At 55.0% G+C, this 14,072-nt stretch carries 10 protein-coding genes; 3 read left to right on the plus strand and 7 right to left on the minus strand.

All coding sequences use genetic code 11. The features are described from left to right. Positions 1-124 precede the first annotated feature (124 nt). Positions 125-1,528 (plus strand): H(+)/Cl(-) exchange transporter ClcA, encoded by a 1,404-nt coding sequence (gene clcA, locus L4C36_RS02425; RefSeq protein ID WP_428476190.1) that lies wholly within the window; start codon positions 125-127, stop codon positions 1,526-1,528. Between the two features lie 58 nt (positions 1,529-1,586). Further along, positions 1,587-1,928, plus strand: coding sequence for an iron-sulfur cluster insertion protein ErpA (gene erpA, locus L4C36_RS02430; protein ID WP_428476191.1), 342 nt, complete (start codon positions 1,587-1,589; stop codon positions 1,926-1,928). Between the two features lie 144 nt (positions 1,929-2,072). On the opposite strand, the gene shyC is transcribed toward erpA, so the two are convergent. Continuing rightward, complete coding sequence (gene shyC / locus L4C36_RS02435) at positions 2,073-3,407, minus strand: peptidoglycan DD-endopeptidase ShyC (RefSeq protein WP_428476192.1); 1,335 nt, start codon at positions 3,405-3,407, stop codon at positions 2,073-2,075. A 127-nt stretch (positions 3,408-3,534) separates the two neighbouring features. Here shyC and tyrS point away from each other — a divergent pair, with 127 nt between their 5' ends. Beyond that, a complete protein-coding gene (gene tyrS, locus L4C36_RS02440; protein WP_428476193.1) occupies positions 3,535-4,722 on the plus strand; it encodes a tyrosine--tRNA ligase in 1,188 nt (395 codons plus the stop codon). Between the two features lie 94 nt (positions 4,723-4,816). Here tyrS and L4C36_RS02445 read toward each other — a convergent pair whose 3' ends face one another. The 6 genes from L4C36_RS02445 to gltB form a co-directional block, all read right to left on the minus strand. Further along, positions 4,817-5,431 (minus strand): TRIC cation channel family protein, encoded by a 615-nt coding sequence (locus L4C36_RS02445; RefSeq protein WP_428476194.1) that lies wholly within the window; start codon positions 5,429-5,431, stop codon positions 4,817-4,819. A gap of 117 nt (positions 5,432-5,548) precedes the next feature. Beyond that, a complete protein-coding gene (btuF, locus tag L4C36_RS02450; protein ID WP_428476299.1) occupies positions 5,549-6,355 on the minus strand; it encodes a vitamin B12 ABC transporter substrate-binding protein BtuF in 807 nt (268 codons plus the stop codon). Positions 6,356-6,393: 38 nt separating this feature from the next. After that, positions 6,394-7,350, minus strand: coding sequence for a cobalamin biosynthesis family protein (locus tag L4C36_RS02455; protein WP_428476195.1), 957 nt, complete (start codon positions 7,348-7,350; stop codon positions 6,394-6,396). Continuing rightward, positions 7,350-8,048 carry a 5'-methylthioadenosine/S-adenosylhomocysteine nucleosidase gene (gene mtnN / locus L4C36_RS02460; protein WP_428476196.1) on the minus strand — a complete coding sequence of 233 codons (699 nt, stop codon included), beginning with the start codon at positions 8,046-8,048 and terminating at the stop codon, positions 7,350-7,352. Before mtnN ends, L4C36_RS02455 begins: the two co-directional genes overlap by 1 nt. 109 nt (positions 8,049-8,157) lie before the next feature. Next, positions 8,158-9,570: an FAD-dependent oxidoreductase gene (locus L4C36_RS02465; RefSeq protein ID WP_428476197.1), complete on the minus strand. Its 1,413-nt coding sequence runs from the start codon at positions 9,568-9,570 to the stop codon at positions 8,158-8,160. Between the two features lie 12 nt (positions 9,571-9,582). Beyond that, positions 9,583-14,046, minus strand: a complete 4,464-nt coding sequence (gene gltB, locus L4C36_RS02470) for a glutamate synthase large subunit (protein WP_428476198.1) — start codon at positions 14,044-14,046, stop codon at positions 9,583-9,585. Positions 14,047-14,072: the final 26 nt, after the last annotated feature.

The following is a 14,072-nucleotide window of genomic DNA, read 5'->3' on the forward strand; positions in this document are numbered from 1 at the left end:
TCAACTCTGTCGATGTAAAATTCGCCGTCTGTCCGCTATCCTTGGCAGTAGCGTTGCTCACGCACCGCACCCTCACTTACGCCCCCACTCTGGGGTCTGTTCACATACAATGACGGCACGTTGCATGACGGATAACAATCAAGGTACACCTGCGCCCGAGCGGCATCAGCCCAGTGGCTTAGTTCGGCGTTTTCTTTCTCGCGATAAAACCCCGTTGTCAGTCTTGCTGCTGTCAGCCTTGGTCGGGCTGGGGGCGGGCTTGCTGTCGACCTTGTTTGAGATCGGGGTACATTGGGTGGCAGATCTGCGCACCGTGTGGCTGCGCAATGAATTCACCAGTGCGTTGCCGCTGTGGTTATCGGCTTTTTTGATCAGCGCCTTGTTGGCCGGTCTGGGGTACTACCTTGTGCACCGTTTTGCGCCGGAAGCGGGCGGGTCCGGGATCCCTGAAATTGAAGGGGCGATGGATGGCATGCGGCCGGTACGCTGGTGGCGTGTGTTGCCGGTGAAATTTGTCGGCGGGTTAGGGGCGCTGGGATCGGGCATGGTACTGGGCCGAGAAGGGCCATCAGTGCAGATGGGCGGCAACATCGGCTGCATGATTGCCGATATTTTTCGCCTGAAAGACAAAGAAGGTCGCCATGCCTTGCTAGCCTCCGGGGCCGCGGGCGGTTTAGCCGCGGCGTTTAATGCGCCGTTGGCGGGGATCATGTTTGTGGTCGAAGAAATGCGCCCGCAGTTTCGTTACAGCCTGATCTCGATTAAATGCGTGATGATCTCGGCCATTATGGCCAACATCGTGTATCGCAGCATTGCCGGACAGGAAGCGGTGATCACCATGCCGCAATATGATGCGCCGATGCTGGAGTCATTGTGGCTGTTTTTGGTGTTGGGGATGATCTTTGGGGTGTTTGGCGTGATGTTTAATCGCCTCGTCACTCTGACGCAAGACATGTTTGTCCGTATCCACCGTAATGAACGTCGCCGCTACCTGATGGTCGGGGCGGTGTTAGGCGGTATCTTCGGTCTGCTATTACTGTATTTACCGGAGTTAACTGGCGGCGGGATCACCTTGATCCCGACGGCGACCAATGGGGAATACGGCATCAGCCTGTTGCTCATTTTATTCTTGGCCCGTGTCGCGACCACCTTATTGTGTTTCGGATCGGGCGCGCCAGGCGGGATCTTTGCCCCGATGTTGGCAATGGGCACGCTGTTCGGCACCTTCTTTGGTACCTTGGTGCAGTGGTGGATGCCGGAGTTAGGCTTGGATCCGGGGATCTTCGCCATTGCGGGCATGGGCGCGTTATTTGCCGCCACGGTACGTGCACCGATCACTGGGGTGTTACTGGTGATTGAGATGACCAATAACTACCATTTGATTGTGCCGTTGGTGATCACAACGCTGGGCGCGACCATGTTGGCGCAAGTGTTGGGCGGGCAACCAATTTACTCACAATTGTTACATCGGACGATAGAACGCGAAAAAAAGGCCCAACAAGCGGCCTCTTCGGTGGTCAATACTTGAACGAGATAGTCAGGTATTAGATAATCACAGCCATAACCGAGAATGTGAGAGGTTTCTAATGAGCGATGTCAATGTGCCGCTAAGTTTTTCTGATGTGGCTGCGAATAAAGTGAAAACGCTGATCGCCGAGGAAGAAAACCCAGAGCTGAAGTTGCGTGTCTACATCACCGGTGGCGGCTGTAGTGGTTTCCAGTACGGCTTTACCTTTGATGAAAAAGTGAATGAAGGCGACATGACCATTGAAAACAGTGGCGTGACCTTGGTGGTGGACCCAATGAGTCTGCAGTACTTGATTGGCGGTATCGTCGATTACACCGAAGGCCTAGAAGGGTCGCGATTCTTCGTGAATAACCCTAACGCGACAACCACCTGTGGGTGTGGTGCGTCGTTCAGCGTATAAGCTTGGGCGTCGACCGATGTCCGGACGGACAGTGAATAAAAAAAAGCCGCAATCGTGATTGCGGCTTTTTTATGTCTGGCGTTTGCCTGTCAGGTGCTTTTCTGCCCGATGCTTTCTTGCCAATGGCAGAAAGGGCTGAAAGACTTAACTGCGGTTATTCAGTAGTGGGCTGTTGTCTGCCAAGAACTGAGTGAATTGCTGCAGTTGCGATAGACGATCTTTAGCCATTCGCTTGAAAGCGGCTTTCTCTTTGCCTGAAAGCGATTGGGCCTGTGGCAATTTCACGGTGCGCGGGTTCTGGTGCGTGCCGTTGACCAAGAATTCATAATGGAGGTGTGGACCCGTCACACGGCCGGTACCGCCTAAGGTACCGATGGTTTGGCCTTGCTTCACGCGTTGACCGGTTTTTACCATGCGCTTGGTCATGTGTAGGTACTTGGTTAAGTACGTCGCCGTGTGGCGGATAAACACATAGTTACCGTTGAATTTGTTGTAACCCGATTGAGCGACGATACCATCACCGGCGGACCAAATAGGCGTGCCCACAGGGGCCACGTAGTCGGTACCCCGGTGTGCGCGCACACGGCCGGTGACAGGGTGCAAACGGCGCGGGTTGAAGTTCGAGCTGACGTAACGGAAGTTGATCGGCGAGCGCAGGAACGCTTTACGCATCGCATTGCCGTTTTCGTCGTAATATTTGCCGTCGTCACTGCGTATGGCGGTAAACGTCTGGCCAAGGTTGGTGAAGGTGGCGGCCAGAATGTCTCCGCTACCAATCGATTCACCTTCCACTAACTCTTCTTCATACAGCACCGAGAACTGATCGCCGGCACGAATATCTAACGCAAAATCGATATCCCAACCAAAGATTTCGGCAATCTTCATGATTTGGTTGGCGGTCAGCCCCGCTTTGTCTGCCGCATTCCAAAAGCTGGAGGTGATCACGGCTTGGGCCACATTCAATTGAATGTCGACGTTCTTTTTTTCTTGTTTGGAATAGAAGGTGTCGGCGGTACGGGTGATGACTAATGTTTCGGTGGCGCTTTGTGGCTGGGTCAGCTGGACGAGTTGGTGGTTTTCATCAAAACCGAAACGCAACGTGTCACCCGGTTGCAAATTGGTCAAACTACGGGTGCCATCGTCGGCATTCACCAAGCGATACAGGGTATTGGGACTTAAGCCAACGCGGGTAAACACGATCGCGAGGCTTTCACCGGATTTAACCGTGTGCTCTTTCCAGGTGAGTGCGGGGAAAACCGGGGTTTCATCACCGGCCATCGGGCGTAATTGGTTGGCCTCTGCCGCCTCGGGACGTAAGTCGAGATCGAGCGGATAGAGTTTACCGATTTCAAATTTACGGTCAGGGTGACTGGAGCGCTCCGCGCCAGGCCAAAACAGCAGTAATACGACAAGGGTGCTTATGGCGCCAATGAGAACCTGGTGCATCCTTGGCAGTTGGCGGAGTATAGTCAGTGGCATGGGTGATTTTTTTGTGTAATCGGAAAAAATAAGACGACCCATAGTTTAACTGGTTTCAAAACACAGCGCTATTCAAGTAAGATTGTCGATTATTACTTTTTTGCCAATTCTGCGGGAGCGAACAAGAATGGCCAGCATTGAACAAGCATTAGCTGAAATTAAGCGCGGTGTGGATGAGCTGATTCCGGAAGAAGAGCTTATTGCCAAACTGAAAGAGAACCGTCCTCTACGTATTAAATTGGGTGCCGATCCAACAGCACCTGATATCCATCTTGGTCACACTGTGATCATGAACAAACTGCGTACGTTCCAAGAGCTGGGTCACGAAGTAACGTTCCTGATCGGTGACTTCACCGCGATGGTGGGTGATCCAACCGGTAAAAACACCACGCGTCCACCGTTGACCCGTGAACAAGTGCTTGAAAATGCCAAGACGTACACCGAGCAGGTGTTCAAAATCTTGGATCCCGCGAAAACCACGATTGCATTCAACTCAACGTGGTTGTCTGAGCTGGGCGCTGAAGGCATGATCCGTCTTGCGGCGAACCAAACGGTTGCCCGTATGCTTGAGCGTGACGACTTTAAAAAGCGTTACAGCGAAGGCCGTCCAATCGCGATTCACGAATTCATGTACCCACTGCTTCAGGGTTATGACTCTGTTGCGATGGAGACTGACGTCGAGCTAGGCGGTACCGATCAGAAATTCAACTTGCTGATGGGCCGTGAAATGCAAAAAGCCCACGGTCAGAAGCCACAGGTTGTATTGACCATGCCACTGCTAGTGGGCTTGGACGGTGTGAAGAAGATGTCGAAGTCGGCGTTTAACTACATCGGTATTTCTGACGCGCCAAACGATATGTTCGGTAAAATCATGTCGATCTCTGATGATCTGATGTGGAGCTACTACGAGCTGTTGTCTTTCCGTCCATTGGAAGAAATCGATCAGTTCAAGACTGACATGGCGAACGGCACAAACCCGCGCGACATTAAGATCCTACTGGCGAAAGAAATCATCGCGCGTTTCCACACAGAAGCGGACGCGGATGCGGCTGAGCAAGAGTTCATTAACCGTTTCCAGAAAGGCGCAATGCCTGAAGAAATGCCTGAATTCACCTTTGAAGCGGGTATTGCGATCACTAACTTGTTGAAAGAAGCAGGTCTAGTGAACTCAACGTCTGACGCGATGCGTATGATCCGTCAGGGCGCCGTGAAGCAAGACGGCGAGAAAGTGGAAGACACCAAGTTGGTGCCTGCTGCGGGTACGATCGTCTACCAAGTAGGTAAGCGTAAGTTTGCTCGCGTGACCATCAGCTAATTGCTGATTGTCAGAAAGAAAAAAGGCGCATGATGCGCCTTTTTTTGTGCCTGCGGTTTACGGTTTATGCGTTGCCGCCAAGCGAAGCGTTGATTTAGTTACGCAGCGCAAAGGTTGGCAGTGACAGGTGCCAGCGGATCGCCGCCAAGCGAATCGTCAGGGTGGTGATGATACCGGCTAAGGTCGCGACGGAAGCGGCCACCCCAACGGTTAACGCCGTGGTATGCACAATACCACCAAGAATACAGGCGGTGGCATACACTTCGGTACGTAGCACCATCGGGATCTCGCGGGCCAGTACATCGCGGATCACTCCGCCACCACAACCCGTGAGTACACCCATGATCACCGCGACCATGGGGGTCGCGCCAAAGCGTAAGGCTTTTTCCACCCCGATAGCGACAAACACGGCCAAACCGATGGCATCCGCGACGGGCAAAATGTACCACGGCATTTGGCGAGGGCGACGAATGGCAATCATGCTGATCAAACACGTTACGAAGATCACCCACAGGTAAGTGGTATCAGTGATCCAAAAAACGGGCGTGGCGCCCAGCGCCATATCACGAATGGTACCGCCCCCGATGGCCGTCACGCTGGCCAGTACCACGACACCGAAGGGATCCATACGGAGTCGGCCTGCCAATAATACGCCGGATGCGGCAAACACTGCCGTGCCGAACATATCGAGAAGATAGATGAGAGTCATGATACCTGCTTGAGCGAAAGAGTTGAGAAATCGCCGCCGATTGTACGAGTAAATAGCGGCCTTACAACTTGGTGCAACGGATTTGTGCTACGACTCACAGTGTATGTTGTGGGGCTGTTAATGGCCGGTCTGACGCACCTGATCCAGATAGCCGCACACCTGTTCGACAGCGTTGATCGTGCGGGGCGTTGGGCGATTGAGCCAGTCCGCGGTCAGGGTATACAGATGGCCATTGGCCACGGCGGGGATCTGTTGTTGCCACGACTGCCACACGCCCACATCGGTGCCACTGTGTGGGGTGCCAAAAATGACATCAGGCTGGCGCACGATCACTTGTTCAACTGACACTTGCGGATACGCTGCAGGGCTGTCGGCAAAGATGTTTTCGCCGCCACACAGGGTAAAGACTTGGCTGGGCCAACTGGTACCGGCCACGGTAATGATCGGGCTGTCACTCAATTGGTAGAAGTATTTCACCGGACGTTCGCCCTGCCGTGTTTGTTTGAGTGCGGCCAGTCGGGTACGAAAATCGGTCGCAACCTGATGGGCGTGATCCGGCGAAGCGGCATACTGGCCGAGTTGTTCGACCGTGCGCGGAATGTCGTCCAGCGTTTTGGGATTAGAGTAGAACAGGGTAAAGCCCAGTTGCTCGAGGCGATCCATTTCACGCACCGGATTGCCACCTTTCCACGCCAAGATCAGATCCGGTTTCAGAGCAACGATACGTTCGAGTTTGATCCCGCGGTAGTTGGCGACACGCTCAAGCTGTTTGGCTTGTTCAGGGTAGTCACTGTAATCGCTGGCGGCGATCAGTTTATCGCCCAAGCCTGCGGCGTAGGCCAGCTCGGTGGTGTGCGGTGACAAGCTGATGATCCGCTGCGGCAAGTCTGTTGTTGGCGGTGCGGCGGCAAACGCCTGAGCCATAAGGGAGAAAACACTGACGAGGAAGATCACAACGCGCACTACACAGTTCCTTGAAATAAAACGAGTAAAAGGCTTTGCACGCCGACCCAAACCCACAGGCGGTGTTGTACCAGCCGATCGATTTGTGCCAAGTGCAACGCGGCAGGGGCAATTTTGCCGCCTATCCGAGGCCGGTCCATTTTTATGTTGTCATAGATCGCCGGTCCACCCAGCGACAGGGAATATTTGTGGCCAGTGGCCGTTAACAACCAGCCGGGGCCGGGCAGTTGCCATTGCTCCCCACATTGCGCCAGCCCTTTCAGGGCGGCTTTGCCGTTGCGACCGAGGCTGATTAATACTGCAAACAGGCGCAATGGCACGATGTCCATGATGGCGAGCAGGATCACCAGCGGGCGACCAAAGTGCTGATAACGTTGACGGCTGGGGGACCAAGTGCGGGCCAAACTGATCAATAAGCGATAGATCAGGGCGCCAATGCCACCGGTTAAGCCGTACCAAAACAGCACGCCAGCCACTAAGCGGCCGTAGGCCAGTAATTGGGTTTCTGCACCGGCCTTTCCCAGCCCCAGCAGGGACAGGTTATCGGTGTGGCGATTGAGTCGCTCAGCCAGTAATTGGCGGCAACGCGGCTTCTCTTCGTGCTGATAGGCGGTAATGAACTGCTTGCTGAACTGGGCCGTGGTGCGCCAGTCGAGGGCAAGCCAGAGTAAAATCAGGTGAAAGGGGAGATCAAACCACGCGAGTTGATATAAACAGAGTAAAATGATCAAGACAGTGAAGATCATCAGGCTGCCGGCAAGTAGACCGGATTGCATTTGTTGGCGTGGGGTGTCCTGCGGGTTATTGACCTTGTCGGCCAGCAGGAGGGACAACTGCCGCCAGATCCCTAAGGGATGCAGGGCGGCAGGGATCGGTAACAGCCATTGCAAAGCAAGCGCACCTGCCATCGCAAGTAACGCGGTGTTGCCGGTGAGCAGAGCAATGGCGTCGTTCATTATGCGTTTAGCAGCTCAACCATTTTCGCTACCATCACTGACGAGCTCTTCGCCGCCAATGGTAGGAATTCGTCAAAGCTCATTGGTGATTCTTTATCAGCCACGTCAGAAATCGCACGTACCACCACAAACGGGACGTTGAACTGGTGACACGCTTGTGCAATCGCTGCTGCTTCCATTTCTACCGCGATCACGGTTGGGAAATGTTCACGGATGAAGTGTTGCTTCTCTGCCGAGCAAACGAACGCATCGCCGGTGCAGATCAGGCCGCGAACCGCGTGCATCTCACCCATGGTCGCCAGGGCTTTTTCTGCCACGTCCATCAGGTTCGCATCAGAAATGAAGGCGGCTGGCTGTTGTGCCATCTGACCCATTTCGTAGCCAAATGCGGTTACATCTGCATCGTGGTAGCGAACTTCAGTCGAAATCACCACATCACCGACGTTCAGGCTGCTGTCAAAACCGCCCGCAGAGCCCGTGTTAAGTACAACGTCTGGCTGGAAGATTTCTAGCAATACAGCGGTGCCCACAGCGGCCGCGACTTTACCAATGCCTGATTGTAGCAATACCACGTCAGCACCGTTTAGGGTACCGGTGTAGAACGTACAACCTGCTTTTGCGTGCATTTCACAGTTAGCCAGTTGATCTTTTAGGATGGCAACTTCTTGTTCCATCGCGCCGATAATGCCGATTTTCATCAGTAGGATCTCTTTATTGGGTGAATGAAGGCGCCCGAGAAGGGGCGCCTTATTGATAGGGCGATTGTAGCATGAGGGAGACGAACATTACCAAGTCCGCGGTAGGCGATCAGGCGTCGAGATAATCCAAGATCCCCTCGGCGGCACGGCGGCCTTCATCTATGGCGGTGACCACCAGATCCGAGCCCCGCACCGCATCCCCGCCCGCAAAGATTTTCGGGTGGGTGGTTTGAAAAGCAAACTGACTGTCGGCCGGGGCTTTGATGCGTCCCCACGCGTCCAGCTCGACTTCAAAAGCTTGCAACCACGGCATCGCATGGGGTTGGAAGCCAAAGGCCATGATCACCGCATCTGCTGCGATAACATGCTCGCTCCCGGCCACGGGTTCAGGGCGACGGCGTCCTGCGTTATCCGGTTCGCCGAGGGCAGTTTTGACGACGGTTACTCCATTAATGTGGCCGCGCTCATCCACGGCTAAGCCGATAGGCTGCAGGTTAAACTGAAAATGTACGCCTTCCTCGCGGGCGTTTTTCACTTCGCGCTTAGAGCCGGGCATGTTGGCTTCATCGCGGCGGTACGCACAGGTCACGTGCTGCGCGCCTTGACGCACGGCGGTGCGGACACAGTCCATGGCCGTGTCCCCGCCACCGAGTACCACCACCCGTTTGCCCTGCATATCAATGAACGGCTGATCGCTGTCGAGCCCCATGACCTGATAGGTATTGGCGATCAAATACGGCAGCGCATCGTAAACGCCGGACGCGTCTTCATTGGCCAATCCGGCGCGCATGTTCTGATACGTCCCAACGCCAAGGAATACCGCATCGTAGTCAGCCAGCAAGGTGTCCATGGGGATGTCTTTGCCGATCTCGGTGTTGAGTTGGAACTCGACCCCCATTTCGGTAAACAGGTGACGGCGGTGGATCATCACTTCTTTTTCCAATTTGAATGAGGGAATGCCAAAGGTCAGCAGGCCGCCGATTTCCGGATAACGATCAAACACCACAGGTTTAACCCCGTTGCGTACCAGAATATCCGCACAAGACAGGCCCGCAGGTCCCGCCCCAATGATCGCCACTTTTTTATCGGTCCACTCCACGTGTGACATGTCGGGCTTCCAGCCCATTTTGAGTGCCTGATCGGTGATGTATTTTTCCACGTTGCCGATGGTGACGGCCCCGAAGTCGTCATTCAGGGTACACGCGCCTTCACACAAGCGATCTTGTGGGCATACACGGCCACACACTTCCGGCAGGGTATTGGTTTGGTGCGACAACTCAACCGCTTCTAAAATCCGCCCTTCATTGGCCAGCTTCAGCCATTGCGGAATGTAATTGTGTACCGGGCATTTCCACTCACAATAGGGATTACCACAGTCTAAACAGCGATCCGCTTGAGCGCGGGCTTGCTGTTTGGTGAACGGTTCGTAGATCTCCACGAACTCAATTTTACGGATGTTCAGTGGCTTTTTTGGTGGGTCAATCCGTGCCACATCAATAAATTGGTATATGTTTTGGCTCATCGGTGTCCCTTCCTATTGTGCTTGTACGCGCAGCTCGGCGGCTGAGCGACTTTGGTGGCCGAGCAGGGTATTCACATCGGCCGATTTCGGTTTGGCTAAATAGAATTGCGGGATCCAACGGTCAAAGTCCGCCAGAATCGCCTGTGCCCGATCGGAGCCTGTCAGCGCAAGATGCTGATCAATCAGCCCACGCAGGTGCTCTTGATGGATCTGCAGATCGGCCAAGGGCACCGCCTCCACTAACTCCGGATTCACACGGCCGATAAAGTCGCCGTCTTCATCCAGAATATAAGCAAAGCCGCCTGTCATCCCGGCGCCAAAGTTCACGCCCGTTTTCCCCAAAATCGCGACAATGCCGCCGGTCATGTATTCACAAGCGTTGTCCCCCGCACCTTCAATCACGGCAATGGTGCCTGAGTTGCGCACCGCAAAACGTTCACCGGCTTTGCCGGCCGCGAACAATTTGCCGCCCGTGGCACCATACAGACAGGTGTTGCCCATGATGGTGGCCTCGCTGGAGGCAAAGGCGGAACCTTGTGGTGGGCGGATCACGATTTTCCCGCCGGTCATGCCTTTGCCGACATAGTCATTGGCATCGCCTGTCAGGGTGAGGTGTAAGCCACCGGCGTTCCAGACGCCAAACGACTGGCCGGCGGTGCCGGTCAGGTGGATCTCAATCGGTGAGGCGGCCATGCCTTGGTTGCCGTAACGCTTGGCGATTTCACCGGACAAACGAGCCCCCACCGAACGGTCGGTATTACGGATCGCATGATAGAAGCAAGCGCCGCTGCGCGCTTCTATGGCGGGCAGGGCTTCTTCCAGCAGTTGGGTGTTCAGCATGGCCGGATCGAACGGCGTGTTCGCTTCACTGCAATACACGGTGTGGCCACCGGGAGGGGTGACGGTGGCCAATACCGGTGACAGATCCAATTTGCTTTGCTTGGCGGTGTAGCCGTCAATCACGTCCAGTAAATCGGTACGGCCGATCAAATCAGTGAGTTTTTCCACGCCCAGTTGTGCCAACCGTTCACGCACTTCTTGCCCGAGGCCGATGAAGTAATGCATCACTTGTTCCGGCAAGCCTTTAAAGAACTCGCGGCGCAAGGTCTCATCTTGGGTGGCGACCCCGGTGGCACAGTTGTTTAAATGGCAAATACGCAGGTATTTACAGCCTAGTGCAACCATAGGGGCGGTACCAAAGCCGAAACTTTCCGCGCCAAGGATTGCCGCTTTGATCACGTCTAAACCGGTCTTGAGTCCGCCATCCACTTGCAGGCGGATTTTATGGCGTAACCCATTGGCAACCAGTGCTTGCTGGGTTTCGGCGAGGCCTAATTCCCATGGGCTACCGGCGTATTTCACCGAGGTCAATGGGCTGGCACCGGTACCGCCGTCATAACCGGAGATGGTGATCAGATCGGCATAGGCTTTGGCCACGCCGGTGGCGATGGTACCGACACCGGGCTCGGACACGAGTTTGACCGACACCATGGCGTCCGGATTGATTTGTTTCAGGTCGAAGATCAGCTGCGCCAAGTCTTCAATCGAATAAATGTCATGGTGTGGTGGCGGTGAGATCAGGGTGACGCCCGGCACGGCATAGCGCAGTTTGGCGATCTCCGTGGTGACTTTGTGGCCGGGCAGCTGACCGCCTTCACCGGGCTTAGCGCCTTGCGCCACTTTGATTTGCAGAACATCGGCATTGACCAAGTAATGGGGGGTCACGCCAAAACGGCCAGAGGCCACCTGCTTGATGCGCGAATTACGCTCGCTGTTGAAGCGGCGGGGATCTTCCCCGCCTTCGCCGGAGTTAGAAAAGCCGCCGAGACGGTTCATGGCGATGGCGAGGGCTTCATGGGCTTCAGGGCTTAATGCCCCAATCGACATGGCGGCGGAGTCAAAGCGTTTATACAGCTCGGTGGCGGCTTCCACTTGTTCAATGGCAATCGGAGAAGTATCGTCTTTCAGCCTCATCAAATCACGGATGGCAGCGACCGGACGGGTGTTGACCTGCTCGGCAAAGCGCAGGTAATCCTGATAATCACCGGATTTCACCGCGCGTTGCAAGGTTGTGACCACGTCGGGGTTATAAGCATGGAACTCACCACCGTGGACGTACTTGAGCAGACCGCCGTGATCGATTGGTTTGCGTTTGAGCCACGCTTTGCGTGACAGGTTAAACACGTCTTGCTGGAAATCGGTAAAGTCGGCCCCTTGGATGCGGCTGGCGACCCCTTTAAAGCAGAGGTTGACGATCTCATCGCTTAAGCCGACGGCTTCAAACAACATGGCGCAGCGGTAGGAGGCGATGGTGGAGATCCCCATTTTCGACATGATCTTATACAGACCCTTGTTGATGCCGTTGCGGAAATTCACCATCACGTCTCGATAGGGCTTGCTGATGGCACCGCTGTCGACCAGCTTGCCGAGCGACTCATAAGCGAGATACGGATACACCGCGGTGGCGCCGAAGCCGAGTAATACGGCAAACTGATGCGGATCCCGCGCGGTGGCGGTTTCGATCACGATGTTGGCATCACACCGCAGGTTGGTGTTGACCAGTCGTTGCTGCAAGGCGCCGACGGCCATTGCTGCCGGTATCGGGAGTTTGTCGGGGTCTATGCCGCGATCGGACAGCACCAGTAATACGGTGCCATTACGTACCAAGCGTTCAGCTTGATCACACAGGTCGATAATGGCTTGTTCGAGATGCTTCTCGGCGGGGGAGTAATTGATGTCGAGAATGCTGTTACGGTAATACTGATCGTCCAGTTCGAGCAGCTGCACCAAATCCGAGTACAGCAGTACTGGCGAGGCAAATGCCACACGGTAGGCATGACCGTCCGTTTCACAGAACACATTCATTTCCCGCCCGATGCAGGTCGCTAACGACATGACGTGCTTTTCCCGTAAGGGGTCAATGGGCGGGTTGGTGACTTGTGCGAACATTTGGCGGAAGTAGTCGGTCACGGCGCGTTCTTTGGATGACAGTACCGCCATCGGTGCATCGTCACCCATGGATCCCGTAGCTTCCTGACCATTTTCCCCGATCACTTGCAGTACCTGTTCGATCTCTTCGCGGTTCATTGCGAACAGTTTCTGGTACGTGCTGAGCTCGGTATCGGAGAGCAAGCGGCTGCCGACATGTTCTTCGCCTTGCGCCTCAAACGGCACCAGACGTTTCACGTGGCTGTCGAGCCATTCGTGATACGGGTGACGACCCATTAATTCATTATCAATGTCGGCGGAATGCCAAATTTTGCCAAACTTGGTGTCGATCACCAGCAGTTCACCGGGGCCGACACGGCCTTTCTCGGCCACTTCATCCGGGCCGTAGTCCCAAATGCCGATCTCAGAGGCGAGGGTGATCAGCTTGTCTTTGGTGATCACATAACGGGCTGGGCGTAGGCCGTTACGGTCGAGGTTACAGGCGGCGTAGCGACCGTCGGACATCACGATCCCCGCCGGGCCATCCCACGGTTCCATGTGCATGGAGTTGAAATCATAAAACGCGCGCAGGCTCGGATCCATGTCTGGGTGATTTTGCCACGCGGGCGGCACCAACATGCGCATGGCGCGGAACAAATCCATGCCACCGGCCAAAAACAGCTCCAGCATGTTATCGAGACTGGAGGAATCAGAGCCGGTTTCATTGACGAACGGGGCCGCGGTTTGCAGATCGGGCAGCAGCGGCGAGGCAAACTTGTACGCGCGGGCTCGTGCCCATTGGCGATTACCGGCAATGGTGTTGATCTCCCCGTTGTGGGCGAGATAGCGAAACGGTTGGGCGAGAGGCCAGCGGGGTTGGGTGTTGGTGGAAAAGCGCTGGTGGAACAAACAAATGGACGATTCGAGGCGAATGTCGCCTAAATCGCAATAAAAGCGCGGTAAGTCGGCGGGCATACACAGCCCTTTGTAAACCATCACTTGAGTCGAGAGGCTGCAAATATAGAAGTCCGGATCGCACGTGATGCGTTTTTCGATGCGGCGTCGGGCGATATACAGTCGACGGTCGATATCGCGGGGTTTCCAGCCGGCTGGCGCATTAATAAAGGCTTGCTCGATATTGGGCAGGGTGTCAGCCGCGATGGGACCAAGGACACTCGGTGTGATGGGCACTTCTCGCCAACCTACCAGCGACAGGGTCTCTTTCGCCAATTCTTCTTGAATGACGGTGCGGGCCTGTTCAGCGAGCACGGGATCTTGACTCAGAAAGATCATCCCGACCGCAAATTCCCGTGACAGCTTCCAGCCTTTTTCTTCGGCGACGATGCGGTAGAAGCGATCCGGTTTTTTCATTAATAAGCCACAGCCATCACCGGTTTTGCCGTCGGCGGCGATCCCCCCGCGGTGGGTCATGCGGTCAAGGGCGGAAATGGCGGTGCGAACAAGCTTGTGGCTGGTTTCGCCTTCAATGTGGGCAATTAAGCCGAAACCACAATTATCTTTTTCCCGAGTGGGATCATACAGTGTCATGAAACTCTCCCTGGCGTCTGCTTCAC

Origin of the sequence: Photobacterium japonica, assembly GCF_050337005.1 — a bacterium.
GTDB lineage: Bacteria > Pseudomonadota > Gammaproteobacteria > Enterobacterales > Vibrionaceae > Photobacterium > Photobacterium japonica.

Excerpts from the sequence above, each read along its gene's own strand:
- L4C36_RS02455 (WP_428476195.1), bottom strand. The coding sequence starts at position 7,350 with ATGAACGACGCCATTGCTCTGCTCACCGGCAACACCGCGTTACTTGCG.
- btuF (WP_428476299.1), bottom strand. The coding sequence starts at position 6,355 with ATGGCTCAGGCGTTTGCCGCCGCACCGCCAACAACAGACTTGCCGCAG.
- tyrS (WP_428476193.1), top strand. The coding sequence starts at position 3,535 with ATGGCCAGCATTGAACAAGCATTAGCTGAAATTAAGCGCGGTGTGGAT.
- L4C36_RS02465 (WP_428476197.1), bottom strand. The coding sequence starts at position 9,570 with ATGAGCCAAAACATATACCAATTTATTGATGTGGCACGGATTGACCCA.
- erpA (WP_428476191.1), top strand. The coding sequence starts at position 1,587 with ATGAGCGATGTCAATGTGCCGCTAAGTTTTTCTGATGTGGCTGCGAAT.
- clcA (WP_428476190.1), top strand. The coding sequence starts at position 125 with ATGACGGATAACAATCAAGGTACACCTGCGCCCGAGCGGCATCAGCCC.
- gltB (WP_428476198.1), bottom strand. The coding sequence starts at position 14,046 with ATGACACTGTATGATCCCACTCGGGAAAAAGATAATTGTGGTTTCGGC.
- L4C36_RS02445 (WP_428476194.1), bottom strand. The coding sequence starts at position 5,431 with ATGACTCTCATCTATCTTCTCGATATGTTCGGCACGGCAGTGTTTGCC.
- mtnN (WP_428476196.1), bottom strand. The coding sequence starts at position 8,048 with ATGAAAATCGGCATTATCGGCGCGATGGAACAAGAAGTTGCCATCCTA.
- shyC (WP_428476192.1), bottom strand. The coding sequence starts at position 3,407 with ATGCCACTGACTATACTCCGCCAACTGCCAAGGATGCACCAGGTTCTC.